The sequence below is a fragment of the Amycolatopsis sp. GA6-003 genome, from assembly GCF_046267895.1.
Lineage (GTDB): Bacteria > Actinomycetota > Actinomycetes > Mycobacteriales > Pseudonocardiaceae > Amycolatopsis.
Genome location: NZ_CP176499.1, coordinates 7,790,765 through 7,816,836 on the forward strand (window position 1 = coordinate 7,790,765; position 26,072 = coordinate 7,816,836).

The 26,072-nt window shown below is 69.9% G+C and carries 22 protein-coding genes and 1 pseudogene; 7 read left to right on the forward strand and 16 right to left on the reverse strand.

Annotated elements, in window-relative coordinates:
* Positions 1-22 precede the first annotated feature (22 nt).
* Both F9C12_RS35155 and gltB read right to left on the reverse strand, forming a co-directional pair.
* A complete protein-coding gene (locus F9C12_RS35155) occupies positions 23-1,474 on the reverse strand; it encodes a glutamate synthase subunit beta (protein ID WP_409463306.1) in 1,452 nt (483 codons plus the stop codon).
* On the reverse strand, positions 1,467-5,999 hold the full coding sequence (gene gltB / locus F9C12_RS35160) for a glutamate synthase large subunit (protein WP_409186056.1): 4,533 nt from the start codon (positions 5,997-5,999) through the stop codon (positions 1,467-1,469). Before gltB ends, F9C12_RS35155 begins: the two co-directional genes overlap by 8 nt.
* A 559-nt stretch (positions 6,000-6,558) precedes the next feature.
* Here gltB and F9C12_RS35165 point away from each other — a divergent pair.
* The gene (locus tag F9C12_RS35165) at positions 6,559-7,185 is read left to right on the forward strand and encodes a YigZ family protein (protein WP_409463307.1); all 627 of its coding nucleotides are present in this window, start codon (positions 6,559-6,561) and stop codon (positions 7,183-7,185) included.
* A gap of 26 nt (positions 7,186-7,211) precedes the next feature.
* On the opposite strand, the gene F9C12_RS35170 is transcribed toward F9C12_RS35165, so the two are convergent.
* The 6 genes and pseudogenes from F9C12_RS35170 to F9C12_RS35195 form a co-directional block, all read right to left on the reverse strand.
* On the reverse strand, positions 7,212-7,466 hold the full coding sequence (locus F9C12_RS35170) for a hypothetical protein (RefSeq protein ID WP_409186058.1): 255 nt from the start codon (positions 7,464-7,466) through the stop codon (positions 7,212-7,214).
* A 377-nt stretch (positions 7,467-7,843) separates the two neighbouring features.
* On the reverse strand, positions 7,844-8,410 hold the full coding sequence (locus F9C12_RS35175; RefSeq protein ID WP_409186059.1) for a TetR family transcriptional regulator: 567 nt from the start codon (positions 8,408-8,410) through the stop codon (positions 7,844-7,846).
* A gap of 70 nt (positions 8,411-8,480) precedes the next feature.
* Positions 8,481-9,689, reverse strand: coding sequence for a cytochrome P450 (locus F9C12_RS35180; protein ID WP_409463308.1), 1,209 nt, complete (start codon positions 9,687-9,689; stop codon positions 8,481-8,483).
* Positions 9,690-9,816: 127 nt separating this feature from the next.
* On the reverse strand, positions 9,817-10,764 hold the full coding sequence (locus F9C12_RS35185; RefSeq protein ID WP_409463309.1) for an MFS transporter: 948 nt from the start codon (positions 10,762-10,764) through the stop codon (positions 9,817-9,819).
* Positions 10,765-10,828: 64 nt separating this feature from the next.
* Positions 10,829-11,236, reverse strand: a pseudogene (locus F9C12_RS35190) (MFS transporter); the annotation flags it as partial.
* Positions 11,237-12,664, reverse strand: a complete 1,428-nt coding sequence (locus F9C12_RS35195; RefSeq protein ID WP_409463310.1) for an FAD-dependent monooxygenase — start codon at positions 12,662-12,664, stop codon at positions 11,237-11,239.
* A 92-nt stretch (positions 12,665-12,756) separates the two neighbouring features.
* Between F9C12_RS35195 and F9C12_RS35200 the strand changes: the two genes are divergently transcribed.
* Together F9C12_RS35200 and F9C12_RS35205 are read left to right on the forward strand one after the other, a co-directional pair.
* The gene (locus F9C12_RS35200) at positions 12,757-13,269 is read left to right on the forward strand and encodes a MarR family winged helix-turn-helix transcriptional regulator (protein ID WP_409463311.1); all 513 of its coding nucleotides are present in this window, start codon (positions 12,757-12,759) and stop codon (positions 13,267-13,269) included.
* On the forward strand, positions 13,266-13,664 hold the full coding sequence (locus F9C12_RS35205; protein ID WP_409186064.1) for a hypothetical protein: 399 nt from the start codon (positions 13,266-13,268) through the stop codon (positions 13,662-13,664). Before F9C12_RS35200 ends, F9C12_RS35205 begins: the two co-directional genes overlap by 4 nt.
* Here F9C12_RS35205 and F9C12_RS35210 read toward each other — a convergent pair.
* Complete coding sequence (locus F9C12_RS35210) at positions 13,661-14,413, reverse strand: maleylpyruvate isomerase family mycothiol-dependent enzyme (RefSeq protein ID WP_409463312.1); 753 nt, start codon at positions 14,411-14,413, stop codon at positions 13,661-13,663. The genes F9C12_RS35205 and F9C12_RS35210 overlap by 4 nt on opposite strands.
* Before the next feature lie 135 nt (positions 14,414-14,548).
* On the opposite strand from F9C12_RS35210, the gene F9C12_RS35215 reads away from it, so the two are divergent.
* Positions 14,549-15,739 (forward strand): cytochrome P450, encoded by a 1,191-nt coding sequence (locus F9C12_RS35215; RefSeq protein ID WP_409186066.1) that lies wholly within the window; start codon positions 14,549-14,551, stop codon positions 15,737-15,739.
* 2 nt (positions 15,740-15,741) lie between these two features.
* Complete coding sequence (locus F9C12_RS35220; RefSeq protein WP_409186067.1) at positions 15,742-15,957, forward strand: ferredoxin; 216 nt, start codon at positions 15,742-15,744, stop codon at positions 15,955-15,957.
* Here F9C12_RS35220 and mtnA read toward each other — a convergent pair.
* Positions 15,954-16,925, reverse strand: coding sequence for an S-methyl-5-thioribose-1-phosphate isomerase (gene mtnA, locus F9C12_RS35225; protein WP_409463313.1), 972 nt, complete (start codon positions 16,923-16,925; stop codon positions 15,954-15,956). The two genes, F9C12_RS35220 and mtnA, sit on opposite strands and share 4 nt — an antisense overlap.
* A gap of 61 nt (positions 16,926-16,986) precedes the next feature.
* Here mtnA and F9C12_RS35230 point away from each other — a divergent pair, with 61 nt between their 5' ends.
* Positions 16,987-17,385 (forward strand): RidA family protein, encoded by a 399-nt coding sequence (locus F9C12_RS35230; protein ID WP_409186069.1) that lies wholly within the window; start codon positions 16,987-16,989, stop codon positions 17,383-17,385.
* 1 nt (position 17,386) lies between these two features.
* Here the strand turns inward: F9C12_RS35230 and F9C12_RS35235 are convergent, their stop codons facing one another.
* The 6 genes from F9C12_RS35235 to F9C12_RS35260 all read right to left on the reverse strand — a co-directional run bounded on the left by F9C12_RS35235 (position 17,387) and on the right by F9C12_RS35260 (position 24,726).
* Entirely contained in the window at positions 17,387-18,367 is a 981-nt protein-coding gene (locus F9C12_RS35235) for a CobW family GTP-binding protein (RefSeq protein WP_409463314.1), read from the reverse strand.
* Between the two features lie 13 nt (positions 18,368-18,380).
* Complete coding sequence (locus F9C12_RS35240; protein ID WP_409463315.1) at positions 18,381-19,742, reverse strand: UbiD family decarboxylase; 1,362 nt, start codon at positions 19,740-19,742, stop codon at positions 18,381-18,383.
* The gene (locus F9C12_RS35245; protein WP_409186072.1) at positions 19,739-20,344 is read right to left on the reverse strand and encodes a UbiX family flavin prenyltransferase; all 606 of its coding nucleotides are present in this window, start codon (positions 20,342-20,344) and stop codon (positions 19,739-19,741) included. The genes F9C12_RS35240 and F9C12_RS35245 overlap by 4 nt, the downstream gene beginning before the upstream one ends.
* Before the next feature lie 9 nt (positions 20,345-20,353).
* On the reverse strand, positions 20,354-21,685 hold the full coding sequence (locus F9C12_RS35250) for a nucleobase:cation symporter-2 family protein (RefSeq protein ID WP_409463316.1): 1,332 nt from the start codon (positions 21,683-21,685) through the stop codon (positions 20,354-20,356).
* Positions 21,686-21,923: 238 nt separating this feature from the next.
* The gene (locus tag F9C12_RS35255; RefSeq protein WP_409186074.1) at positions 21,924-23,285 is read right to left on the reverse strand and encodes a nucleobase:cation symporter-2 family protein; all 1,362 of its coding nucleotides are present in this window, start codon (positions 23,283-23,285) and stop codon (positions 21,924-21,926) included.
* Between the two features lie 34 nt (positions 23,286-23,319).
* Entirely contained in the window at positions 23,320-24,726 is a 1,407-nt protein-coding gene (locus F9C12_RS35260) for an amidohydrolase (RefSeq protein ID WP_409463317.1), read from the reverse strand.
* A gap of 340 nt (positions 24,727-25,066) precedes the next feature.
* On the opposite strand from F9C12_RS35260, the gene F9C12_RS35265 reads away from it, so the two are divergent.
* Positions 25,067-26,050 carry an amidohydrolase family protein gene (locus F9C12_RS35265; RefSeq protein WP_037370252.1) on the forward strand — a complete coding sequence of 328 codons (984 nt, stop codon included), beginning with the start codon at positions 25,067-25,069 and terminating at the stop codon, positions 26,048-26,050.
* Positions 26,051-26,072: the final 22 nt, after the last annotated feature.

Consider the following 26,072-nt stretch of genomic DNA (forward strand, 5'->3'; position numbering starts at 1 on the left):
TTGACGCGCCTGCTCCGAGTCTTCAGGAGATCGGCCGGTCCGCCGGCGCGATCGGGGCCGGGAGCACGTTCCGGCCGGTCAGGAAGGCGTCCACGCCTGCCGCGCACGAGCGGCCTTCCGCGATCGCCCACACGATCAGCGACTGGCCGCGGCCCATGTCGCCCGCCACGAACACATTGTCCACAGTGGTCCGGAAGTTCTTGTCCCGCACGACGTTGCCGCGCTGGTCCAGTTCCACGCCGAGGTCGGTCAGCAGGCCCTCGCGCTGCGGGCCGAGGAAGCCCATCGCCAGCAGCACCAGCTGTGCGGGCAGCTCGGTTTCGGTGCCCTCGACCGGGACGAACTTGCCGTCCTCGTTGCGCACCTCCACCAGCTTCAGCGCACGCACCCGGCCGTTCTCGTCGGCCAGGAACTCCTGGGTGTTGACCGAGTACAGCCGCTCGCCGCCCTCCTCGTGCGCGGAGGTGACCCGGTAGATCATCGGGTACATCGGCCACGGATGCGCCTCCGACCGCGACTCCGGCGGCTTCGGCATGATCTCCAGCTGGGTCACCGACTTCGCGCCCTGGCGGTGCGACGTGCCGACGCAGTCCGCGCCGGTGTCGCCGCCGCCGATGACCACGACGTCGAGGCCCTTGGCCGAGTACGGCGACTCCTCGAGTTCGCCGGAAGCGACCCGGTTGGCCGGCGGCAGGAACTCCATCGCCTGGTAGATGCCCTCGGCCGAACGGCCCTCGATCGGCAGGTCGCGCCACGCCGTCGCGCCGCCCGCGAGCACCACCGCGTCGTGGTTGCTCTTGAGCTCCTCGACGGTGACGTCCACGCCGACGTTCACCGACGTCCGGAATTCCGTGCCCTCGGCCCGCATCTGGTCGAGGCGGCGGTCGAGCCGGAACTTCTCCATCTTGAACTCGGGGATGCCGTACCGCAGCAGCCCGCCGATCTTGTCCGCCCGCTCGTAGACCACGACGGTGTGGCCCGCGCGGGTCAGCTGCTGCGCCGCGGCCAGCCCGGACGGGCCGGACCCGACGACGGCGACCTTCTTGCCCGTCTTCGCGACCGGGACCTGCGGCGTGACCCAGCCCTCCTCGAAGGCGCGGTCGATGATCGAGATCTCGACCCGCTTGATCGACACCGGGTCGTCGTTGATGCCGAGCACGCACGCGGTTTCGCACGGCGCCGGGCACAGCGTGCCGGTGAACTCCGGGAAGTTGTTCGTGGCGTGCAGCCGTTCCGCGGCCAGCTGCCAGTCCTCCCGCCACACCAGCGTGTTCCACTCCGGGATCAGGTTCCCGAGCGGACAGCCCTGGTGACAGAACGGGATGCCGCAGTCCATGCACCGCCCGGCCTGCTTCTCCAGCTTGGTCGTGGCGAAGTCCTCGTAGACCTCTCGCCAGTCCATCAGCCGCAGGTCCACCGGACGCCGCTTCGGTTCCTCGCGCGTGGTGGTCAGAAAGCCCTTGGGGTCAGCCATGTGCGGCCTCCATGATCGCCTCGTTCACGTCCCGGCCGTCGCGTTCGGCCGCCACCTGAGCGGCGAGCACGCGCTTGTAGTCCTTCGGCATGACCTTGCCGAACCGGTCGACCGCACTGTCCCAGTCCGCCAGCAAGGCCCGCGCGACGGCGGATTCCGTTTCGTTGTAGTGCTTTTCGATGGTTTCGCGGAGGAAGTCCACGTCCGCGGTGTCGAGCGGGTCGATGTCGACCATCTCCGGGTTGACCCGGTGCGCGGGCAGGTCCAGCACGTACGCGACCCCGCCGGACATGCCGGCCGCGAAGTTGCGGCCGATCCGGCCCAGCACGACCATCCGGCCGCCGGTCATGTACTCGCCGCCGTGGTCGCCCACGCCCTCGACGACCGCCAGCGCGCCCGAGTTGCGCACGCAGAACCGCTCGCCCACCTGGCCGCGGATGAAGATCTCGCCGCTCGTGGCCCCGTACGCGATCACGTTGCCCGCGATGATGTGGTCCTCGGCGACGATCGGCGATTCCTTCGGCGGCCGCACGATGATCCGCCCGCCGGACAGGCCCTTGCCGACGTAGTCGTTGCCGTCGCCGTAGAGCCGCAGCGTGATGCCCTTCGGCACGAACGCGCCGAACGACTGGCCCGCGGTGCCGGTGAAGGTGACGTCGATGGTGTCGTCGGGAAGCCCTTCGCCGCCCCACTTCTTCGTCAGCTCCGAGCCGAGCATGGTGCCGACGGTGCGGTTCACGTTGCGCACCGGCAGTTCCAGCCGCACCTTGTCGCCGGCGGCCAGCGCGCCCTCGGCGAGCTGGATCAGCGTGTTGTCGAGCGCCTTGTCCAGCCCGTGGTCCTGCTGGACGGTCTGGTGCCGCGACGCGCGCGGCGGCAGCTCGGGCACGTGGAAGATCGGCGACAGGTCGAGCCCGGCGGCCTTCCAGTGGTCCACCGCCTTGCGCTTGTCGAGCAGCTCGGCGTGGCCGACGGCCTCCTCGACGGACCGGAAACCCAGCTCCGCCAGGTACTCCCGGACCTCCTGGGCGATGAACTCGAAGAAGTTCACCACGTAGTCCGCCTTGCCGCTGAACTTCGCGCGCAGCTTCGGGTTCTGCGTCGCGACGCCCACCGGACAGGTGTCGAGGTGGCACACGCGCATCATGATGCAGCCGGACACCACCAGCGGCGCGGTCGCGAACCCGAACTCCTCGGCGCCGAGCAGCATCGCGATCATCACGTCGCGGCCGGTCTTGAGCTGGCCGTCGGTCTGCACCACGATCCGGTCGCGCAGCCGGTTGGCCAGCAGCGTCTGCTGCGTTTCGGCCAGGCCCAGCTCCCACGGTCCGCCCGCGTGCTTGATCGAGGACAGCGGCGAGGCTCCGGTGCCGCCGTCGTGGCCCGAAATGAGCACGACGTCCGCGTGCGCCTTGGACACGCCCGCGGCGACCGTGCCGACGCCCACCTCGGACACGAGCTTCACGTGGATGCGCGCGTCTGGGTTGGCGTTCTTGAGGTCGTGGATCAGCTGCGCCAGGTCCTCGATGGAATAGATGTCGTGGTGCGGCGGCGGGGAAATCAGCCCGACGCCCGGCGTGGAGTGCCGCGTCTTCGCGATCCACGGGTACACCTTGCCGCCGGGCAGCTGCCCGCCCTCGCCGGGCTTCGCGCCCTGCGCCATCTTGATCTGGATGTCGTCGGAGTTCACCAGGTATTCGCTGGTGACGCCGAACCGGCCGCTGGCGACCTGCTTGACCGCGCTGCGGCGCTCCGGGTCGTACAGCCGCTCCGGGTCCTCGCCGCCCTCGCCGGTGTTCGACTTGCCGCCGAGGCGGTTCATCGCGATCGCCAGCGTCTGGTGCATTTCCATCGAGATCGAGCCGTACGAGATGGCCCCGGTGGCGAACCGCTTCACGATCTCCGAAACCGGCTCGACCTCCTCGATCGGCACCGGCGGGCGCTCGCCGTACTTGAAGTCGAACAGCCCGCGCAGCGTCAGCAGCTTCTCGGCCTGGTCGTTGACCGCCTTCGTGTACTCCTTGAAGATCTCGTACTTTCCGGTGCGCGTGGAGTGCTGCAGCTTGAACACCGTCTGCGGGTTGAACAGGTGCGGCTCGCCTTCGCGTCGCCACTGGTAGTCCGCGCCGGTCTCCAGCTCGCGGTGGCTCGCCCGGACGCCGTCGACCGGGAAGGCCCGCACGTGCCGCTGCGCGACCTCCTCGGCGAGCGTGTCGAAGCCGACGCCGCCGAGCCGCGAAGTGGTTCCGGTGAAACAGGTGTCGATCACTTCGGCACCAAGGCCGACCGCCTCGAAGATCTGCGCGCCGGTGTAGGAGGCCACAGTGGACACGCCCATCTTGGACATGGTCTTGCGGACGCCCTTGCCGAGCGCCTTGATCAGGTTCGCGGTGGCCTGCTTGGGAGTCACGCCCGGGATGAGGCCCCGGTGCGCCATCTCCTCGACCGTCGCCATCGCCAGGTACGGGTTCACCGCGGCCACGCCGTAGCCGATCAGCAGCGCGATGTGGTGCACCTCGCGCGCGTCGCCGGCCTCGACGATGAGGCCGACCTGCGTGCGCGTCTTCTCCCGCACCAGGTGGTGGTGCACCGCGCCGGTGAGCAGCAGCGACGGGATCGGCGCGTGGTCGGCGTCGACCCCGCGGTCGGACAGCACGATCAGCCGCGCGCCGTCCTCGATCGCCTCGGACACCTCGGCGCGGATCTCGTCGAGCCGCTGCACCAGCGCGTCGCCGCCGCCGTTGACCTTGTACCGGCCCATCACGGTGACCGCCTGGAACTCCGGCAGGTCGCCGTCGTCGTTGACGTGCACCAGTTTCGCGAGCTGGTCGTTGTCCAGCACCGGGAACGGCAGCACGATCCGGCGGCAGGACGACGCGTCCGCGGTCAGCAGGTTCGGCTCCGCGCCGATCTGCGTGCCGAGCGCGGTCACCAGCTCCTCGCGGATCGCGTCCAGCGGCGGGTTGGTCACCTGGGCGAACAGCTGGATGAAGTAGTCGAACAACGGCCGCGAACCAGACGAAAGGGACGCGATCGGCGAATCGTTGCCCATCGACCCGATCGGCTCCGCGCCGGTGCGGGCCATCGGCTCGAGGATCGTTTCCAGCTCTTCCTCGGTGTAGCCGAACGCCTGCTGCCTGCGCACGAGCGCGGCGTGCAGCGGGACCTCGCGGTCGCGCTCGGGCAGGTCCTCCAGGCGGAGCAGCCCGGCGTCGACCCATTCGTCGTACGGGTGCTCGGACGCGAGCTGGCCCTTGATCTCCTCGTCCTCGACGATCCGGCCGGCGACGGTGTCCACGAGGAACATCCGGCCCGGCTCCAGCCGTCCCTTGCGGACGATCTTGGACTGGTCCAGCTCCAGCACGCCGACCTCGCTGGCGAGCACCACGAGCCCGTCGTCGGTGACCCAGTAGCGGCCCGGGCGCAGGCCGTTGCGGTCGAGCACCGCGCCGATCTGCGCGCCGTCGGTGAACGCCACCAGCGCCGGGCCGTCCCACGGCTCCATCAGCGTGGAGTGGAATTCGTAGAACGCGCGGCGCGCGGGGTCCATTTCCTGATGGTTCTCCCACGCCTCCGGGATCATCATCAGCACCGCGTGCGGCAGCGACCGGCCGCCGAGGTGGAGCAGCTCCAGCACCTCGTCGAACGACGCCGAGTCGCTCGCGCCGCGCGTGATGACCGGGTAGATCCGCTTGAGGTCGCCCGGGATCAGGTCGGTTTCCAGCAGCGCCTCGCGGGCGTCCATCCAGTTGCGGTTGCCCTTGAGCGTGTTGATCTCGCCGTTGTGCGCCACGTAGCGGTACGGGTGCGCGAGCGGCCACGACGGGAAAGTGTTGGTGGAGAAGCGGGAGTGCACCAGGCCGATGGCGCTCGTCACGCGCTCGTCGGCGAGGTCGAGGAAGAACTTCTCGACCTGCGGCTCGGTCAGCATTCCCTTGTAGACGATGGTGCGCGAGGAGAGCGACGGGAAGTACACGTCGTCCTCGACCAGTTCGTGTTCGACGCGCTTGCGCACGCAGAAGGCGGCGCGTTCGAGCGCGAGACCGTCGAGATTGTTCTTGCGCCCGGCCAGGAACAGCTGGGTGAAGTGCGGCATGGTCTGCGCCGCGGTCGGACCGCAGTGCGCGGTGTCGACCGGCAGCTCGCGCCAGCCCACCACGCGCATGTCCTCCTCGGCGGCGATCCGCTCGATGGTGGTCATGGCGCGGCCGCGGCGCTTTTCGTCCTTAGGCAGGAACGCGGTGCCGACGGCGTAGCTGCCCTCCGGGGGCAGTTCGAACCCGGCGACCTCGCGGTAGAACGCGTCCGGCACCTGGATCAGCAGGCCCGCGCCGTCCCCGGTGTCCGGTTCCGCCCCGCGTGCCCCGCGATGTTCCAGGTTCTTCAGCGCGACAAGGGCTTTCGCCACGATCTGATGGTCTCGGCGACCGGTCAGGTCCGCGACGAACGCCACCCCGCAGGCATCGTGCTCGTAAGCGGGGTCGTAGAGGCCTTCTGTGGCCGGGGTGCTCGAACGGTGGGTCACGGCTGGCCGCCTCCCAAGGCGTTGGCGCGGTTTCTTTCACTCCGAAGGGGGGTTCAGCACTGAACCGGTTAACGAAGTGGTCCGAAACCGCGATGGTCAGTCGAGAAGGGAAACCATCCGGTGCCTCCGCAGTCGCGAGGCGCGGCACTGCGTCGCGATGCGTGGCTGACCGCGGCCGGTCGACGACCGGGCCGGGTGCCGGATGGTTTGTCACCGCACGGCGATGGGCGGCGGAAATGTTCTGCACGTCGCTGTACAGGCGCACGCGCCGGGGTCGGTCAGCCTGCGTGGTGGGGGCCGGCCGGGCGCGTGGTGGTGACTCCCGGGTTCGCCGGGTCTTATGACGATAGTGTGAATTCGCTGTGATCGACATACGTCATCGCGCTCTCGTGGGAAAGACCACGCATACGTTGACGGCCTCCGGGGTACTCCCATATGCCGGGCCGTCTCTCCCGCCACGCGGTCAGCGAGGGCGCTGACCTGCGCAAACCTGCCTGCCCTCCCGGTGTCAACCCCGCGCTGGAGACTGGTTGACTGGGGGTCGTGAGGGGGAGCGCCGATGACTGATCGTTATCTGTCCGTGGCAGAGGCCGGGCTGCACGAGATTGAAATACGGCGTTCACGATTCCGGTGCGCGCTCGCGCCGGTCGGCGGCGAAGCGGCCGCGCGGGAGCTCATCGCGGCCCGCCGGCGCGCGGAACCCGCGGCGCGGCACCACTGTCACGCGTTCGTCCTCGGCCCGGACGGCCGCACCCAGCGGTCGAGCGACGACGGCGAGCCCGCCGGGACGGCCGGGGTGCCGATGCTGGAGGTCTTGCGCCGCCGGGAAGTCACGGACACGGTCGCGGTGGTGTCGCGGCATTTCGGCGGGGTGCTGCTGGGCGCGGGCGGGTTGATCCGGGCGTACGGGCAAGCGGTGTCGGAAGCGCTCGACGCGGTAGGCCTGGTGGAGTACCGACGGCTGCGGCTGTTCGACGTAACCATGGACTACGCCCGCGCGGGCCGCTTCGAGAACGACCTCCGCACCTCGCCGTACGTGCTGCATGAGACGCGCTTCGAAGCGGCGGCGCACTTCGAGGTCGGACTCTCGCCCGGAGAGGAAGACCGATTCAGCAGCTGGCTGGCCGACCTCACCGGGGGCGAGGCGGTCGCGACCGAACTGGGGGAGGAGTGGGTGCGCGGGTAGCCGCGCACCGGCTCGGCCCCGGAAGATCAAGCCGCGACGGGCTTTCCGTCCAGTGCGCGCACTCCGGCCTCGGTGAGCACCGCCGGCACCCGCTCGCCGCACGCTCCGTCCTCGGCGGGCTCGATCAGCCCCTTGCGCACGAGGTCGCGCACGGTCCCCTGGTCGCAGCAGCTCAGCCCGTCGACGAACAAGTCCGGTTCACAGCTGCAGCTGATCTCCGCGTGCCCCTCGGCCACGGCACGCAGGGTTGCCCGCTCCCGATAGTTCAACTCGGCAGTCACGGCGGTCCTCCTTCTGTCCCGGCCCCTGGGTACCCCGGGAACGGTTCCAGTGTCCGTCGCGATCGCCGGGTTGTCGCGTATTTCACTCCTTTTTACGGGGGGCATGTCGCGGGGTAGTCCGGGGGTACCCCTCATGCGCGCCGCCATGCGTCGGCCCGGGGATACGAAAGTAGGTTCTTTCGGCGCTGGGCGACGAACAGGCCGACCCCGTGCACGAAGTCCGGCAGCCGGGTCGCGCGCGGAGTGCAAAGTGGACAGCGCCTCGCCGAGTTTCGGGGCCAGCGCGAGGTGTCCGCTGTGGACAGTTCCGGTCAGCCGCCGGGCACGACGCCTGGGGCCGGACTGTGCGGTGCCGGCATCCGCGCGGACGCAGCGAATTACTTGCTACGTTCCAGCAGCGTGCGCACGGCCGGGCCGATGAGCCGCTCGATCTCGTCGGCGGGCGCGGTGGCGAGCGGTTCCTTGCGGGTGACGGAGCGGACCAGCCCGATGCCGAGCAGCCAGGCCATCGCGAGGTCGGCGCGCAGTTCGGCGTCCGGCTGGTCGGTGAGCCCGGACAGCGCGCGGGTGTATTCGGCGTCGAGCTGCGCGCGCAGGGCCTCGTCGGCGCGATCGGTGCCGGAGGACCGCAGGTAGGTCTCGATCGAGCGGGACGCCGAATCGTCGCCTTCGAGGAGGCTCCGCAGCGCCGCGGAGAACAGCCGCTCGGGCGGGGTCGTCTCGACCTGGGTCAGGCCGCCGCGCGCCATCACGTGCTCGAACAACGCGTCCTTGCTGCCGAAGTACCGGAACAGCAGCGCCTGGTTGACGCCCGCGCGGTTCGCGATGTCGCGCACCGTGGTGCGGTCGAAGCCGCGGTCGGCGAACAGCTCGGCCGCGGCGTCCAGCAGCGCGGCCTTGGTCGCCGTCGCGTCGCGTTTGCGCGAAGGCTGGTCCGCGTCCATCGGTTCCCCCTGCGGTGCGCTGGTGTGCGCGACGAGGTTAACCCGACCGGCCGCGGACCGGCCGGGCGAACTACTCGGACCAGGCGACCGGCAGCTCCTCGGGGCCGTAGACGAGCGTGTTGTGCTTGAAGGACAAAGCTTCCTTCGGCACCGCCAGCCGCAGGTCCGGCACGCGGCGGAACAACCCGGTCAGCGCTTCCTGCATTTCGACCCGGGCGAGCTGCTGGCCGACGCACTGGTGCGCGCCGAACCCGAAGGCGACGTGCGTGCGCGGCGATTCGCGGGCGAAGTCCAGCCGGTCGGCGTGCGGATAGCGGTCCTCGTCGCGGTTGGCCGAGTTCAGCGCGGCGATCAGCCAGTCGCCCGGGGCGATCGTCTGGCCGCCGATCTTCACCTCTTCGGTGGCGTAGCGCAGCACGCCGAACTGCACGACCGACAGATACCGCAGCAGTTCCTCGACCGCGCGCGGCGGGTCGGCGAGGGCTTGCGCGCGCTGCTCCGGGTGTTCCAGCAGCAGGAGCGTGCTGAGCGCGATCATGTTGGCGGTGGTTTCGTGCCCGGCTACCAGCAGGCTGAGGCCGAGCATGATCAGCTCTTCCAGGTCGAGCGCTCTCCCGGAGGCCTCGGCCCGGACGATGAGCTTGCTGAACAGGTCGTCCTGCGGGTCCTGTTGCTTGCCGGCGAACAGTGTGCCCAGGTAGCCGGTCAGTTCGTGGTAGGCCCGGTCCGTGGTGTCCTCGTCCTGGTCGGTGCTGACCAGGACGCTGCTCTGGCGCTGGAACAGCTCGCGGTCGGCGTACGGGACGCCCAGCAGTTCGCAGATCGCCAGCGAGGGGATCGGGAGCGCGAAGTCCTGGACCAGGTCGGCGCGGCCGGGTTGGGCGAGCATGGCGTCGAGGTGTTTCTCGACCTGTTCGCGGACGTAGTCGCGCAGCCGCTCCACCCGCCGGACGGTGAACTCGGCGACGACCATCTTGCGCAGCCGGGCATGCTCCGCGCCGTCGAGCTGGATGATCGAACCCGGGTCGACCTCGTCGTAGGGGTCCAGATCGGCCTTGACGTGCACCGACGACGCTCCGCGCGAGCTGAGCGCCGGGTCGGCGAGCACGGCGCGGACGTCGTCGTAGCGGGTGACCAGCCACGTGTCGAACCCGGCCGGGCAGCGGACCCGCGACACCGGCGCGGTCTCCCGCAACGAGGCGTACTCGGCGGGCGGATCGAACGGACAGCCAGCGGGGCGGGCGGTCGGGAGGACCGGGTTCTCGGACGGGACGGGCATGCGGATGGCGCCTTTCCTCCGACGGTGCGGGCATCTTCCACTCTGGAGCCGCCCGCCCGGCCGCGGGGCGATCGACCGCGATAGGCGACGGAAGGGCCACAGCTTTGCCCGATCCGCCTCGCTGCGGTTAGGCCGGTTCGGTGCTCGGCTGGTCGGCGAATCGGCGGGCAACCCGTTCTGCTCCCGCCCGGGCCCAGCCGGTAGTGGCGAGGACGGCGAGCGCGATGATCACCATGGTGCCTCCGGAAACGACCCACCAGGCGGTGGCGTAGCCGGCGAGCGGAGTGGCTGCCGCGGCGAGAATCGTGCCCGCGACGGCGACGCCGAGGGTCTGTCCGACCTGCCGCGACGTGGACGCGACCGCGGCGGCGACTCCGGCCTGGGACCGGGGCATGCCGCTGACCGCGGCGTTGGTGATCGGCGGGTTCAGCAGGCCGAAGCCCAGCCCGAACCCGCCGTACGCGACCGCGAGCAGCCACAGCGGCGTGGTCGCCGACGCGGTGGTCAGCAAGATGGCAACTGCGGTCATTGAGATCCCAGCGGTCAGCAGTGGAATCCGCGCGCCGCGAGTGGCGACGAGGCGGCCAGCCAGCGGCGCGGCGAGGGTCACGGCTGCCGCGGTCGGCAGCAGCATCAGGCCGGATTGCAGTGCCGACAGCCCGCGCACCTCCTGCAGGTACAGCGGCGTCAGGAACAGGAACGTGCCGAACGCGGCGAGTCCGCACACCGCGCTGATCGTGGCCGAGGAGAACGGCATGCTGCGGAAGAAACGCAGTTCGACCAGCGGTTCCCGGCGGCGGAGTTCCCAGCGGATCAGCGCGAGCAGCGCGACGGCCCCGAGCCCGGCGAGGCTGATGATCACCGGCGAGCCCCAGCCGAGTCGCTGGCCTTCGATCGCCGCGGTCACCACCGAACCGAGCAGCACCACGACCAGCGCCTGTCCGGCTGGATCCGGCCGGCGCGGGTGCGGCGCCCGCGATTCCGGCACGTAGCGCGCGGTCAAGGCGAGCGCCGCGACGACCACCGGGACGTTGACCCAGAAAATCGCCCGCCAGCCGATGCTTTCGGCGAGCACGCCGCCCCAGCACCGGGCCGGCGCCCAGCGAAATCCCGACGATCGAGCCCCACCCGCCGATCGCCCGCGCGCGCTCGCCCGGGTCGGCGAAGACGTTCGTGATGATCGACATCGCCACCGGGTTCAGCATCGCGCCGCCGAGCGCCTGCACGATCCGCGCGGCGACCAGCCAGCCGATCGACGGGGCGAGACCGCACAGCAGCGAGCCGAGTCCGAAAAGGACCAACCCGGCCAGGAAGGTCCGCTTGCGCCCCCAGCGGTCCCCGGTGGCCCCGGCGAGCATCAGGAAGCAGGCGAGCACGAGCGGGTAGGAGTCGACTGTCCATTGCAGACCGTTGATCGACGCGCCGAGGTCGGTGCGGATGACCGGGAGCGCGACGTTGACGATGGCGACGTCCATCGCGACGACGAGGATGCTGGAGCAAAGGATCGCGAGAATCCCGAAACGGCCGCGCGCGGTGTCGGCTCCCATTCAGCTCGCCTGGACTTCCTCGCCCGCGGTCCACACTTCGTCGGCGTAACCGTCTGGGCGGACGCGGACGGCGGCCAAGCCGTGCCAGTCTCGGGTCGAGCGCACGACGTTCTCTTGACCCGGCGCAGTGGTGGTGCCGAAGGTGACGAGAGTGAACCGGTCTTGCCGCAGCGCGCGATGGAGGGTGCGGCCGTCGGCGAGCGGGAGGTTGGGCACGCGACGGCCCACGAGACCGCCGTTCTCGGCGTAGGAAACGTCCAAACCGGACAGCCAGCCGCGCAGTTCGTCCGCCGTGTCGCCGCCCCGGCCGATGAGGTCGGACATCAAGTCCCGCAACGCTTTTCCGCCCGGGGTGAAGGTCACCATGAGCGCGGCCTGCGCGAGAGTGTTCGCCGCGAGCCGGGCCGCGATGGGGCGGCGTTCGGCGTCGTAGGACTGCGGGCCGTCGATGATCCGCCGCGGCGCGCGGCCCCGCACTTCCGCGGCGAGCTTCCACGCGAGGTTCGCCGCGTCCTGCACGCCGACGTTGAGCCCTTGTCCGCCCGCCGGGAGATGGACGTGCGCGGCGTCGCCGGCGAGGAACACCCGGCCGGCGCGGTACTGCTCGACGTGCCGCGTGGTGTCGCCGGTCCGCGAGGACCAGATCACCTCGGTGATGCCGAGATCGTCGCCGGCGAGCCGCGTGAGCCTCGCGCGCAGCTCGGCTTCGTCCGGGGCGTGCGCCTGGCGGCGGGCGGCTTCTTCCGGGGTGAGGCCGGTGTCGCCGGGTTCGTGGCCGAAGACGCGGTAAATGCCGCCGGGCAGCGGAAGCGCGCTGTACGAACCGCGTTCGTAATCCCAGTTGTGCGGCTGCGCCGGCGGGCGTTCCAGCCGGACGTCGGCGAGGAATCCCATGGTGGACGCGGGATTTCCGGGGAAGGCGAGGCCGAGCGCGTGCCGGGTCGCGCTGTGCGCGCCGTCCGCGCCGATCACGTAACCGGCCCGCCGGGTGTCGCCGGTGTCCGAGACGATGGTGACGCCTTGCCCGTCCTGCGTCAGGTCGGCGAGTTTCCACCCGGGCTCGATCACGACGCCCCGCTCGGCGAGATGCTCGGCCAGCAGCCGCTCGGTTTCCGGCTGCGGCAGCAAAAGCACGAACGGGAACGAGGTGTCGAGCCCGCGGTAGTCCAACCGGTTCGGCAGAGCCGCGAAATGCGCGGCGGGCACCGGGTTCCCGGCGGCGACCAGGCGCGCGGCCAGCGAGCCCTGCTCGTCCGGGATCGAGTCGAAAAGCTCGAGGGTGCGCGGGTGGATCGTCGTCGCCCTCGATTGCCCCGCGCGGTCCGGATTCGCTTCGAAGACCCGGACCGCGACGCCGGCCTGGTGCAGGAACGCGGCCGCGGCCATGCCCACCGGCCCGGCTCCGATCACTGCGACCTCGATGTCCATGTTTCCCCCTAGCTGTGCTGTTCGGCTGGCGAACTGTCTTGACGTCAAGGTATTCTCTCACTGTCTTGATGTCGAGAGAAAGGGCTGTGCCGGTGACCACTCCGCCCCGGGACGCGGTCGACGACCTGGTGGACGCCGTCCGGCGCGGGGGCGGCGACGAGAGCGCGCTGGGCGCGAAGTCGCTGTCCTACCGGCTGCGGCGGGTCGCGCACCAGCTGGAACTGGCCATGCGCCGCGAGCTGTCCGCGCACGGCATCGAGCTGTGGGAACTGGAAATGCTCGCCGCGCTCAAGCGCGCGCCCGGGCACCGGCTGACGCCCGGCCAGGTGATGGCCGCGGTCGAGCTGACGTCGGGTTCGGTCACGCACCGGATCACCCGGCTGGAGGCCCGCGGCTGGGTCCGCCGCGACAAGGACCCGGGCGACCGGCGTTCGGTGCTGGTGACCCTCACCGAGGAGGGCAAAGCGCGGGCGCTCGCGTCGTTCGAAATCAAAACGGAGATCGAACGCGAACTCGCGAAGGCGCTCGACCCGGAAACCATCGACGTGGTGAACGACGCGCTGCGCCGGGTCTCGCACCACCTCAAGGGAAAGGACGGGCAATGAAACGGGAAACCCTCGGCGCGGCGGCCGTCGTCGCGGGCCTGGCCGCCGCCGCGCCGTCGGTGTGGCAGACGGTCACGCACATCACCGATCCGAGCTACCGCGCCCCGGAGGTCCGGCACGGCGAAGGTCACGTGCAGTACCACATGGCGCGCGAGGCCCTGATCACCGCGGGCGCATTCGGCGCGGTGGGCACCGGGTTGGCGGCGGGCCGGGACCGTTCGCCGGCGTTGTGGCGGGCAATGGCTTGCGCTGCAGGGGGTTTCGTGGCGGCGATGTGGTCCGGCGGTCCGGCGACGGGGGTGTGGGCGCCGAACCGGAAGGCGCTGGCGATTCATGTGGCGTCGACGGGTGCGTTGTCGGTGGGGGTGGCGTTGCTGCGGCCTCGGCGGCGTTAGAGGAAGATCCGGGCGTTCTGCAACCAGGTTTTCGCGTCGTCGCCGATCGCGGCCAGGCCGGTTTCGTCCAAGGTGCGGCGCTGCGTGATGCGGAGGCAGAAATCCCTGGCGCTGCCCCGGATTCGCTGCGCCGCGTCGTCCGGGCCCCACCCCCAGACCGCGCCGTTGGGACCGGTCAGTTCGACCCGGATCGGTTCGGTCGGCAGCGGCAGCTGGGCGGCGTAGAACGAAAGCCCGCGTGCGGCCACGCCCAGTGCGGCGATGTGCTTGAGCCGGTCCGTCGGACGGTGCTCGACGCCCACGGCGTCGAAGATGTCCTGCCCGTGCGCCCACGTTTCCATCAGCCGAAGCGCCACCGCGAGCGTCGCCGAGGACTGCGAGCCATACCACGGGAACGCCTGGTCCAACGGGATTTCGCCGAGCACCGCCGCCGCTTCGGCACGTCCGGCGCGCCAGTCGGCCAGCAACTCCGCACGCGGTCGCGCGGCTCCCTCGGCCGCGACCGCGTCGGCGTCTTCCTCCAGCGCGGCGGCGAACTTCTCCGGCGCGCGGACGGCGAGGACGACGTTCGCGTCGGTTGCCGCCAGATGCGCGATCTGGTGGCCGATCGTCCACCCCTCGGCCGGGGTCGGTCTCGACCAATCGGGTTCCGCGGACACTACCGCGTCGAGGTCGTCGCCCTCCGCGAGCAGATCCGGCAAGGCGACTTCGCGGGCTATTCCGGACAAATCCAGGCCGTAGTCCAGCATGCGGTCCACGCTATCGGCCCTGGGTGCTTTCGGTCGCCGGGAAATGGCGGAAGCTCCTGGCGGATTGACGAACGGCCAGTCTCCGGAGTAAGCATGTAAGCACCTGCTTACAAAGGGATCCGGGGAGTCGTTGGCATGACCACCACGCACACCGCACCGCTCGCCTACCCGTTCAACGAGGAGGCGGGCCTCGCGCTCAACGAGGCCTACGCCGCCGCTCGCGAGAACGCCGGGATGATCCGCGTCCAGATGCCGCACGGCGAGGCCGCCTGGCTCGCCACCCGCTACGCCGACGCCCGGCTCGTGCTCGGGGATCTGCGGTTTTCCCGCGCGCTGGCGCAGGAAAGCGACGAACCGCGGATGTCGGAGTACCGGCGTCCGGGCGGCATCCTCTCGATGGACCCGCCCGACCACACCCGGCTGCGCACGCTCGTCGCGAAGGCGTTCACCGCGCGCCGGGTCGAGGAACTGCGCCCGCGGGTCGCGCGGCTGGCTGCCGAGCTGATCGACCAGATGCGCGAACACGGGCAACCGGCTGACCTGGTCGATCTGTACGCGCTGCCGATCCCAGTGGCGGTGATCTGCGAGCTGCTCGGGGTGCCGGTGGGCGACCGGCCGCAGTTCCGCGAGTGGAGCGACGCGGCGTTGTCGACCACGCGGCTTACACCGGAGGAGCTGGAGCGCAGCCGCGAGGAGCTGCGGGCGTACATGGCTGGGTTGATCGCCGAGCATCGCGCGCAGCCGCAGGACGATTTGATGACCGCGCTGATCGAGGCGCGCGACGTCCGGGATCGGCTCACCGAGGAGGAGCTGGTCGATCTGTGCGTCGGGATTTTGGTGGCTGGCCACGAAACTACCGCCAGCCAGATTCCCAATTTCGTCTACGCGTTGCTGGATCAGCACGAGCATTGGGAACGGCTGTGCGCGGATCCGTCGCTGATCCCGACCGCGGTGGAGGAACTGCTTCGGTTCGTGCCGCTGGGCGCGGGGGCCGGGTTCGCGCGTTATGCGAAGGAGGACGTCCAGGTCGGCGATGTCCTGGTGCGCCAAGGGGAACCGGTGCTGGTGGCGATCGGCGCGGCCAACCGGGACCGGCTGCAGTTCGGTACGGCGGACCAGCTCGTGCTGGACCGCGGCGACAACCACCACCTCGGGTTCGGGCACGGCGTGCACCACTGCCTTGGCGCTCCGCTCGCGCGGCTGGAGCTGCAGGAGGCGTTGCGGGCGTTGACGCGCGAGTTGCCGGGGCTGCGGCTGGCCGGGGACATCGAGTGGAAGACGCAGATGCTGGTCCGCGGACCGCGGTCGATGCCGGTGGGGTGGTGACGATGGCCTGGAAGGTCGAGGTCGACGAGGGGACGTGCCTGGGCAGCGGGATGTGCGCGGCGCTGCTGCCGGAGACGTTCAAGCTGGACGGGGCCACCGCGCGGGCGGTCACGGAGACGGTCGAGCCGGACGAAACGGTGCTGGACGCGGCGGATTCGTGCCCGGCGATGGCGATCACCGTGCGAGACGGAGCCGAGGTCGTCGGCCCGCGGCCCTAGACCGCTCGGCCGAAGACGCCGTCCTCGGTGACCACCGCGGTGATCAGCGCGTGCGGCGTGACGTCGAAAGCCGGGTTGAAGACCGCTGCTCCCTTCGGCGCGATCTGGGTTCCGCCGAACTCCGTCAACTCGGCACCGGCGCGTTCCTCGATGGCGATGTCCGCGCCGGTGGCGACGGATTTGTCCACAGTGGACGTCGGCGCGACCACCACGAACGGCACTCCGTGGTGCGCGGCGGAAATCGCCAGCCCGTAGGTCCCGATTTTGTTGGCGACATCGCCGTTCGCCGCGATCCGGTCCGCGCCGACGAGCACGCAGTCCACCAGTCCGCGCGCCATCGCCGCGGCCGCCGCGCCGTCCGGTTGCACGCGGTAGGGCACCCCGGCTTGCTCGAGCTCCCAAGCGGTGAGCCGGGAACCCTGCAGCAACGGCCGCGTCTCGTCCACCAGCACCGACTCCACCAGGCCGCGGGCGTGCAGGTGCCAGACGACGCCGAGCGCGGTGCCCCACGCAACGGTCGCCAGGTGCCCGGTGTTGCAGTGGCTGAGCAGCCGCAACGGCCGGCGCGGGCACGCGTCCAGCACGACTTCCGCCGCGTGCGCCGACGCGGTGCGGTTGCGTTGCTCGTCCTCGTCGAGCATCGCCTTGGCCTCGGCCAGCACCGCGTCGGCTCCGTGCGGGAGCCGGGCCAAAGCGCGCTGGACGCCCCAGGCCAGGTTGACCGCCGTCGGCCGGGCGCGCGCGATCCGGTCCGCTTCCGCCCGCACGTCCCCGCCCTGGCAGGCCGCCAGCGCGACCCCGAGCGCGCCTGCCGCGCCCAGCGCCGGCGCGCCGCGGACCGCGAGCCGTTGGATCGCGTCGACCAGTTCGGTCACCGTGCGCAGCGTGAGCGTGCGGTACTCGCCCGGAAGCGCGACCTGGTCCACGATCACGATCGCCCCGCCGGCCCAGTCGACTGTCCTGCGCATACGCCCTCCCGTTCGGAAATCCCGTGGCGGAACGCCGCTCCGGTGAGCGACGATCCGCCTCGTGACCATTGAACGGCAGAACCCGCCCGCCCTGCATCCGACTCCCGGCTACCACCACGTGACCACCACCGACGCGCGCCGCACCGTGCACCTCGCCGGCCAGTGCCCGCTGACGGCCGGCAGCGAGGTCGTTCCCGGCGGCGTGCTCGCGCAGGTGGACCAGGTCGTCGCCAACACCGAGGCCGCGCTCGCGCACGCCGGCGCGGCCCCGGAGGACGTCGTGCGCACGGTGATCTACGTGGCCACCTCCGACCAGCCGACCCTTTCCGCGGTGTGGCAGCGGTTCACGAACTCCTCGCTCGCCGCGGCCTTCACCACCGCGAGCACGCTGGTCGGCGTGACCTGCCTGGGCTTTTCGGGTCAGCTCGTCGAGCTGGACGTGACCGCGGCGCTCGCCTGAGTCACCGCCCGGCGGCGGCCAGGCCGCAGCGGGACACCGTGTCGGTCAGCTCCGCGCGGTCGAGATTCCGGCCGATGAGGACGAGCTTGCTGACCGGCGGTTGCGCGCCCCATTCGCCGGCGTCGGTCAGTTCGTAGATCCGGTGCACGCCCTGCAGCACTGTCTTGCGGTCGAAGGCGAGGATGCCCTTGAACCGGTACAGATCGTCGCCGCGTTCGGCCAGCAGGGCGGTGAGCCACTGCTCGAACGCGGCGCGGTCCAGGGGGTAGTCGAGTTCGATCGAGACCGATTCCAGCGTCGGGTCGTGGTGGTGCGCGTCGTCCTCTAGCCAGTCCGGGTCGGCGGCAATCGTGCGGTTCAGGTCGAAGGCGTTGATGCCGAGGATGTCGTCCAGGTCGACGCTGCCGTAGCTGGACGTGAGGATGTCCGCGGTCGCGTTGACCGAGCGCAGCTGCGTGCGCAGTTCCTCGATTTCCGGCTCGGTGACCAGGTCGATCTTGTTGAGCACGATCCGGTCGGCGAACGCGATCTGGTTGCTCACCTGGCCGCCGACGCCGTCGTGCTCGCCCTCTTCGAGATGGCTGCCGACGTGCCGCGCGTCGACCAGCGTCACGATCGCGTCCAGCGCGAAGGCCGAGGACACCTCGTCGTCCACGAAAAACGTCTGCGCGACCGGGTTCGGGTCGGCCATGCCGCTGGTCTCGATGAGGATCCGGTCGAACCGCTCGCGACGGCGCAGCAGCGACTGCAGGATTTCGATCAGATCGGTGCGCGCGGTGCAGCACAGGCAGCAGCCGTTGCTCATTTCGATGATCTTCTCGTCGCCGCCGAGCACGAGCGCGTTGTCGATCGGGATCTCGCCGAATTCGTTCTCGATCACCGCGATCCGGTGCCCGTGGTTCGCGGTGAGGATGTGGTTGACGAGCGTGGTCTTTCCGGAGCCGAGAAAGCCGGTCAGAACGGTCACCGGGATTTTGGCCATGACGATTCCCTCCTTAAACGTTCCCGCCGAGGATCCGGCGGGCGTGCTGGCGTGCTTCGTCCGAGACGACGATGCGATCGCCGTCGAACCGCGGGCCGCGGGTGGCGTCCAGGCCCATTCGCGACGTCGTGCCGTCCGAACCCGACGACGGGTCGAGCGGCGAGCCGGGCAGGCCGTCCACCGTGAACAAGTCCTGGTGCGGCTGGAAATGCGTGGCGAGCGCCCACAAGACGTCGCTGTCGCTGGTGACGTCGACGTCCTCGTCCACCGCGATCACGGTCTTCACGTACGGATCCCAGCCGAGCAGGCCGAGCATGACCTGCCGCGCCTGGCCGGGCCGTCGCTGGCGAAGCGCGACGTAGCAGTGGAAATGCGTGCCGGACGTCGGGTAGTGCACGGCGGTGACGTCCGGGAAGCGTGCCTTGAGTTTTTCCGCCATTTCCGATTCTCGAGGCACTCGGGCGAGATTGAGATGCTCGTCGGTGTTGCCGCCGACCACGTCGATGAGCATGGCGTCGTTGCGGTGCAGGATCGTTCGCACCCGGAGCACGTTGTTAGTCGAGCGATTCGAGGAATAGCCGGAGAATTCGCCGAACGGGCCTTCGTCCGCGTGCTCGGAAGCGTCGATCGTGCCTTCCAGCACGAAATCCGACCACGCCGGGACGCCGATGCCGTGCTTTGGAGTGCGCACCACTTCCAGCGGCTCGCCCAGCAATCCGCCGGCCACCGCGCGCTCGTCCACGTCGTAGCCGACCCGGGCGGACGCGGCCAGCATGAACAGCGGATGCCCGCCGAGCACCATCGCGACCGGCATCGGTTCGCCGCGTTCGGCGTACTTCTGCAGCATCCGCCACAGATCGCCGCGGGAATGCAGGCTGGTCGCCAATTCGGTGCGGGAATGCGGCATCGCCCGGTGGTAGCTGAGGTTGCCGACCCCGGTGTCCGGATCCTCGGCGACGATGATTCCGCTGGTGACGTAAGGAGAGCGGTCGCTGGCGAAATGCCGCAGCATCGGAATGGCCGCCAAGTCGACTTCGGTCGTCACGTTGTCCAGCACCGGACCGTTGTCGACCACCCTCGGCGGTACCGCGCGCAGGGCGCGCTGCTGATAGGCACTGTGCAAACCGGACGGTCCGGTATCGAGCATCCGGGCGATGCGCTCCCGCGAAGCGAACATGTTGCTGACCACCGGCACGCCGAGTCCGGTCACCTTCCGGAACAGCACCATCTCGTGCCGTCCGGCCGCGGCGAGTTCGTAAATCACCCCGGTGACGCCCTCGTCGGCCGGGACGGGATCGTCGAGGACGAGCACGTCGCCGGGGAACTCGTGCCGGTACTGGTCGACGAACGCGTGGGGATCTTGCCGGTGGTTCACCGCGAAACTCCTTGCGAGGCGGGCGGCCCTTCCCAGCGGGCGAACAGTTCGTGGTCGATGCCGAACTGGTCGAGCACTTTGCCGGTCAGGTGGGCGAGGATGTCCTCAATGGACTCGGGATTGTGGTAGAAGGCGGGCATCGGCGGCAGCACGGTCGCGCCGGCCTCGGTCACCGCCACCAGATTGCGCAGGTGCACGAGGCTCAACGGGGTTTCCCTGGCGACGAGCACGAGCGGACGGCGTTCTTTCAGCGTGACGTCGGCGGCACGGACGAGCAGGTCGTCGCTGTAGCCGTGCGCGATCCCGGCGACGGTTTTCATCGAGCACGGCACGACGACCATGCCCAGGGTGCGAAAGGAACCGGAAGCGATCGACGCGGCGATGTCCCCGCGCGCATGGCGGACATCGGCCAGTTCGGCCACCTCGGCGGGCGGCCTCCCGGTTTCCAGTTCGATGGTGCGGTGCGCGGCGCGCGACAGGACCAGATGCGTTTCCACCGTGCCGAGCTTGCGCAGCGCGGTCAGCAGGTGAATGGCCAGGTGCGGGCCGCTGGCCCCGGTGATGCCGACGATCAGCCGGGGCCGCTGCGGTTCGGTGCCCATGACGTCCTTTCAGGACTGGGAGAGCTTCGCGACGGGTTCGGGGTGCGCGATCGGCTCTTCCGTCCGCCGTTTCCGCCGGGCGAAGAACAGCAGGTTCAGCAGAATCGCCAAGACAGTTCCGGTGGCGACGCCGCTTTTGAGGAAAACCTGTGCCGCGAACGGAAACTGCTTGTAGAAGTCCGGCGCGCCCGCCGGAACGAGCCCGACGCCGAGCGACAGCATGACGATCACGAGGTTGCCGGTCCGGTTGAAGTCCACTCGGGACAGCAGCTGGATGCCGGACACGGTCAGCGCCGCGAACGTCGCCACCGCGGCCGCGCCGATCACCGGTTGCGGGATCGCCGCGATCACCCGGCCGACCGGTTGCACCACCCCGAAAACGATGAGGATCATGCCGCCTGCCGCGACCGGGTACCGGCTGCGCACCTTGGTCAGCGCGACGAGCCCGATGTTCTGGCCGAACGTGGTGTAGGCGAACCCGTTGAAGACGCCGCTGAGCGCGGTGAGCAGTCCGTCCACCCGGAGCAGGTTGGCGATGTCGCGCGGCCCGACCTTCTTGCCGACCACCTGCCCGACGGCGAGCCCCTGTCCGGACGCCTCGACCATCAGCACGAAAATGATCACCAGGAACAGCAGAATCGACGGGATGTCGAAATGCAACGCTCCGTAATGGAGGGGTTTCAGCAGGCCGAAAACCGGGCCTTCGGCGACTCCGGCGAGGCTGCCCAGTCCGGTCAGCCATCCCACGATCGCGCCGACGGTCAGTGCGATCAGCATCGCGAGCTGTCCGAGCAGGCCGCGGAACACCCGGTAGAACACCGCGATCAGCGCGAGCGTGAACCCGGCGAGCGCGAGATTCGCCGGCGCACCGTAATTGTGCGCGGCCGGGTTGGACCCGGCGATGAGTTTCAGCCCGACCGGGATCAGCGTGAGCCCGATCAGCGTGATGACCGTGCCGGTGACGACTTCCGGGAACAGCTTGAGCAGTTTGCTGAACAACGGCGCGATCAGCACCCAGAGCACACCGACCACGAGCAGCGAGCCATACACTGTGGACAGTCCCTGCGTGCTGCCGATCAGCACCATCGGGACGATGCCGTTGGACGCGGCTCCGACCACGAGCGGCATCCGGATGCCGAACTTCCAGACGCCGAACGCCTGCAGCATGGTGCCGATCCCGGCGAGCACCAGGTCGACGCTGACCAGGTCGGCGATCTGCGCCTGCGGCAGGCCCAGCCCGGCGCCGACCACGATCGGCACCACGACGACACCGGCGTACATCACGAGCACGTGCTGCAGGCCGAGCAGCACCAGCGGGCCGAATCGGGGACGTTCGTCCACGGGGGACAGGGGAGACGGGCGACTGGCCATGATTCCCTCACCTCGTTGGGCCGGCGGGGCCGGGAGGACCGGGCCGGGGCGGATCGCGGGGCGTCGCCGGAGCCGGACGGGCTGCCGGCGGCGAGGACCCCCGGCCGCGCGCGAATCCTGCCGCCGCACCTACGGGGTTGGGGTGGTTCCGAAGTTTTTCCTTCCCTGCAAGGAGTTTCGACTATGGTGCATCGGGAACCGCCGAGGGTCAATACCCGGGCGCGGCTTCGCCTCCGGTGCGCGGAGCCCGTTCGCGGCGGTTGAGCACGAGGTTCAGCAGGAAGGCCGCGATGCCGCCGGCCGCGATGCCGCTCGTCAGCACGGTCTGCACCACGACGGGCAGATGCCGGTAGAACTCCGGCGCGCCGACCGGCAGCAGGCCGAAGCCGAACGAGATGGCGACGATCAGGATGTTGCGGCCGTTGCTCAGATCCGCCTGGCTCATGATGCGCAGGCCGACCGCGCCGACGGTGCCGAACATGACCACGCCGACGCCGCCGAGCACCGGTCCGGGCAGCGACGCGACGGCCGCGCCGAGCTTCGGCACCAGGCTCATCAGCACCAGCACCGCGCCCGCGGTGGCGACCACGAACCGGCTCAGCACCCGGGTGATGCTCACCAGGCCGACGTTCTCGCCGAAGGTGACGACGGTGAACGAGCCGAACACGCCGGCGAACGCCGTGCCGATCCCGTCCGCGCGCAGGGCCCGGGAAATCTCGCGCGGCCCGACGTCGCGGCCGACGATCTGCCCGATGGCGAGCGTGTCGCCGGTCGATTCCACCATGTTCACCAGCTGCACGATGATCATCGGCAGCAAGGCGGACAAGGCGAACGTCGGCAGGCCGAATTCGAACGGCCGCACCACTCCGACCCAGTCCGCCTGCCCGACCGGGCTGAAGTCCGCCATGCCGAGCGGAATCGCCACGAGCGTGCCGACCGCGAGAGCGATCAGGATGGCGAAACGGCGCACCGCGGGCGGCGCGAACCGTTCCAGGCACACCGTGAGCACGATGGTGCCCAGCCCGAGAATCAGCCGTCCGGCCGAACCGTGGTCGGCGGCGCCCGGATTGGACCCGGCGATCAGCGTCGCGGTCGAGGGCAGCAGCGAGAACCCGATGATCGCGATGATCGTGCCGGTGACGATCGGCGGGAAGAACCGGATCAGCTTGCTGAACCACGGCGCGACCAGCCACGTGAGCAGGCCGGCGACGATCGTCGCGCCGAACACCGCGGGCAGGCCGGCCTCCTTGCCGACGATGATCGCCGGGGTGATGCCGGTGAAGGTCGAGCCCATCACGATCGGCAGCCGGACGCCGACGTTGCCGATCCCGAGCGTCTGCAGCAGCGTCGCGATGCCGCTGACCAGCACGTTAGCCGTGATGAGCGTGGCGATTTGCGCGGTGGAGAGGCCGACGCCGAGCCCGATCAGCAGCGGCACGGTGACCATTCCGGAGTAGGCGACCAGCAGGTGCTGGATGCCGAGCGGGAGCAGCTGCCGGAACCGGGGAACGGTGTCGACCGCGTCGCGGGTCGTGGCTTCGGCTCGGGTGGTGCGCGGACGGAATCGCATGGTTTCCTCCACAGCGGGTAAGGGGGAGCGCGGATCACCGCGCCCAGGGAGTGAGCAGTCCGCCCATGCCGCTGCGCTCCAGCAGCCGGGCCGCGTGCCGTTCCGCCTCGTCGGCGGCGGCCGCTTCGTCGACGCGGACGCACTGTCCGGCGCGGTAGACGATCTCGCCGCCCACGACCGTCAGCTCCACATCGGACCCGCGGGCGGAGTAGACGAGGGCGGCGACAGCCCGGTGCACCGGGCGCACGTGCGGACGGTCGAGCGCGGTCACGATGACGTCGGCGAGTTTGCCCTCGCCGAGCACGCCCGCGTCGATTCCGGCGTAACGGGCCCCCTCGCGGGTGGCCATTTCCAGCGCGTCCTCGGCCCGCAACGCCGTCGGGTCCAAAGTGGCCGTTCGCTGGCCGAAAACGCTGAGTTTCATTGCCTCGAAAAGATCTTGCCGGTGGCCGCAGCTGGGACCGTCGGTGCCCAGCGCGACCGGGACGCCTTGGCTTCGCATGCTCGCGACCCGCGCGGTGCCGGAAGCGAGGTAGCCGTTGGACGCCGGGTTGTGCGAGACCCCGGCGCCCGCCGCCGCGACCTGCTCGATTTCGGCTTCGTCCAGCCAAATCGCGTGCGCGAGCGTGGCCCGTTCGTCGAGCAGGCCTTCTTTCGCGAGCCATTCGACCGGCCGGACCCCGTGGGTTTCGAGGTAGCTGACCGGGTCGGTCTTGCTCTCGCAGCAATGGGTGTGCCAGCGAGTGCCGAATTCCCGGGCGAGTTCGACCGTCCGGCGGACCAGTTTCTGTTCCACGTAACAGAGATTGAGCGCGGCGGGCCACACGGAGACCTTCGAGCCGGGCGGCCGGTGTCGCATCGCCTCGCGGGTGATCGCGAATTCGTCCTCGCTCGAATACCGGAACAGTTCGAGCGGCTGGCCGCGGCGGTCGGCGATCTCGGTGCGTTCGCCCAGCATGCCGCGCGCGACCGCGCCGCGAAGCCCGGCTTCCTCGATGACGTCGGCGACGGCGAGCGTCGTGTCGAGATCGCTTGGCGCGTAATGGTTGTCGATCACCGTGGTGATGCCGGCCCGCAGCGCCTCCACCGCACCGAGCCGCGCCCCGGCCACCGCTTCCGGCCCGGTGATCGCGATCGAATACGGCCACATGAATTCGCACAGCCACGGCACGATCGACATGCCTTCGCCGAGGCCGCGAGCAAGAGCCTGGTAGAGGTGGTTGTGCCCGTCGACCAGGCCGGGCAGCACGGCTTTGCCGCGGCAGTCGACGGTCTCGGCGGCACGCCAGCGCTCGGCGCCCGGCCCTGCGCCGACGCCGGCGATCCGGTCGCCGAGGATCGCGACGTGGCCGTTGCGATGGACTGTGCGCTGGTCGTCGACGGTCACCACGGTGCCGCCGGTCAGCAGGAGGTCGCAGGGTTCCGGTTCCGCAGCCGACATCGGGCCGCCCTTCCCCGGGCGGGGACGGACCCGGCCCGGCGGTCGTCTCCAGCGCGCGGCTGGAGGCAGCTGGCCGAACGGTTGGCCCGAAACGGGAGGTCACCGGCGCCCGGCAGCGCCGCCGGGTCGTTCAATGCAAAGCCCTGCGACGGCCGGTGTCAAGAGCGCTCTCCGGAAAAGTCTTGCCGCGCAACGCATCCGGCGATCATGTGTTGACAGCGGGCGGCGAAGGTGCTGGACTCGGTTGCGCCGGAGCGCGGATCGCGCTTCCGGGTCCCGTAGGTGCGGTGAAGCGCGGCCGGGGAGTCCTTTACTCAAGTCTTGCGTAAGGAGACATCCGGTGATTATCGATACCCATGTCCATCCGACGAATCTCGTCGACGAAGCCTGGCGGCACACCGGAACCCCGTTCACCGGCGAGCGCACGCTGGAGATGATGGACGGTCCATTCTGGATCAACGGCAAGCCGCGGCGCGTGGACGTCAGCTGCATCATGCCGCCGCCGGGGAACACGACCTGGCGCGAGGGCAACAAAACCGGCCGCGAGGGCATCCGCGAATACCAGGCGTACGTGACCTCGCTGGTGCAGCGGTACCCGGACCGGTTCGTCGGCAACTTCATGTACAACCCGCGGTTCGGGCCGGAAAACGGCGCGGCGGAGCTGGCCTTCCACGTGAAGGAATACGGCTACAAAATGCTGAAGCTGCACGCCAACATGCATTCCTATCGCCCGGACCGGGCGCTGGACTGGCTGCGGCCGGTGATGCGGGTGTGCGACGAGCTCGGCGTGATCGTGCTGATCCACACCGGGGACGGGCCGTACTCGATCCCGACCCAGTTCTACCCGATCATCCGCGAGTTCCCGAACGTCACGTTCATTCTCGGCCATTTCGGCATCCAGACCGGCGGCGTCTACTGTTTCGAGGCGTTCTGGATGATCCAGGACTCGCCGAACGTGATCGGCGAATCGGGCTGGCTGCTGCAGTCGCGGATCGTCGAATTCGCCAAGGAGATGAAGAAGAGCGACCTGGTCTTCGGCACCGATTCGCCGCCGAACGAGCCCGGCATGTGGGCGCGCGAACTGGAAGTGCTGTGCCACCAGCCGCCGCAGGGCCTGAACCTGTCCGAGGACGACCTCGAGGGCTACCTCGGCAACAACATGGCCAAGCTGCTCGGCCTCGCGCCGACGCCGCCGCCGAAGGACAAGGCGGAGGCGGAGGCGTATTTGCGCGGCGACATTCCGCAGGCTTCCGCGGCGAATACGCACGCGTCGCATTATCTCGGCTACACGCCCTCGGCGTGGGCAGAGGCCGCCAGCTCCTGATTTCCCGCCGCGTCGGCTGCGG

What these genes read in the sequence shown, in the direction of transcription:
- F9C12_RS35155 (WP_409463306.1), bottom strand. Translation starts at nt 1,474, where the DNA reads ATGGCTGACCCCAAGGGCTTTCTGACCACCACGCGCGAGGAACCGAAG.
- F9C12_RS35165 (WP_409463307.1), top strand. Translation starts at nt 6,559, where the DNA reads ATGACTGATCGTTATCTGTCCGTGGCAGAGGCCGGGCTGCACGAGATT.
- F9C12_RS35175 (WP_409186059.1), bottom strand. Translation starts at nt 8,410, where the DNA reads ATGGACGCGGACCAGCCTTCGCGCAAACGCGACGCGACGGCGACCAAG.
- F9C12_RS35180 (WP_409463308.1), bottom strand. Translation starts at nt 9,689, where the DNA reads ATGCCCGTCCCGTCCGAGAACCCGGTCCTCCCGACCGCCCGCCCCGCT.
- F9C12_RS35195 (WP_409463310.1), bottom strand. Translation starts at nt 12,664, where the DNA reads ATGGACATCGAGGTCGCAGTGATCGGAGCCGGGCCGGTGGGCATGGCC.
- F9C12_RS35205 (WP_409186064.1), top strand. Translation starts at nt 13,266, where the DNA reads ATGAAACGGGAAACCCTCGGCGCGGCGGCCGTCGTCGCGGGCCTGGCC.
- F9C12_RS35210 (WP_409463312.1), bottom strand. Translation starts at nt 14,413, where the DNA reads ATGCTGGACTACGGCCTGGATTTGTCCGGAATAGCCCGCGAAGTCGCC.
- F9C12_RS35215 (WP_409186066.1), top strand. Translation starts at nt 14,549, where the DNA reads ATGACCACCACGCACACCGCACCGCTCGCCTACCCGTTCAACGAGGAG.
- F9C12_RS35220 (WP_409186067.1), top strand. Translation starts at nt 15,742, where the DNA reads ATGGCCTGGAAGGTCGAGGTCGACGAGGGGACGTGCCTGGGCAGCGGG.
- mtnA (WP_409463313.1), bottom strand. Translation starts at nt 16,925, where the DNA reads ATGCGCAGGACAGTCGACTGGGCCGGCGGGGCGATCGTGATCGTGGAC.
- F9C12_RS35235 (WP_409463314.1), bottom strand. Translation starts at nt 18,367, where the DNA reads ATGGCCAAAATCCCGGTGACCGTTCTGACCGGCTTTCTCGGCTCCGGA.
- F9C12_RS35245 (WP_409186072.1), bottom strand. Translation starts at nt 20,344, where the DNA reads ATGGGCACCGAACCGCAGCGGCCCCGGCTGATCGTCGGCATCACCGGG.
- F9C12_RS35255 (WP_409186074.1), bottom strand. Translation starts at nt 23,285, where the DNA reads ATGCGATTCCGTCCGCGCACCACCCGAGCCGAAGCCACGACCCGCGAC.
- F9C12_RS35260 (WP_409463317.1), bottom strand. Translation starts at nt 24,726, where the DNA reads ATGTCGGCTGCGGAACCGGAACCCTGCGACCTCCTGCTGACCGGCGGC.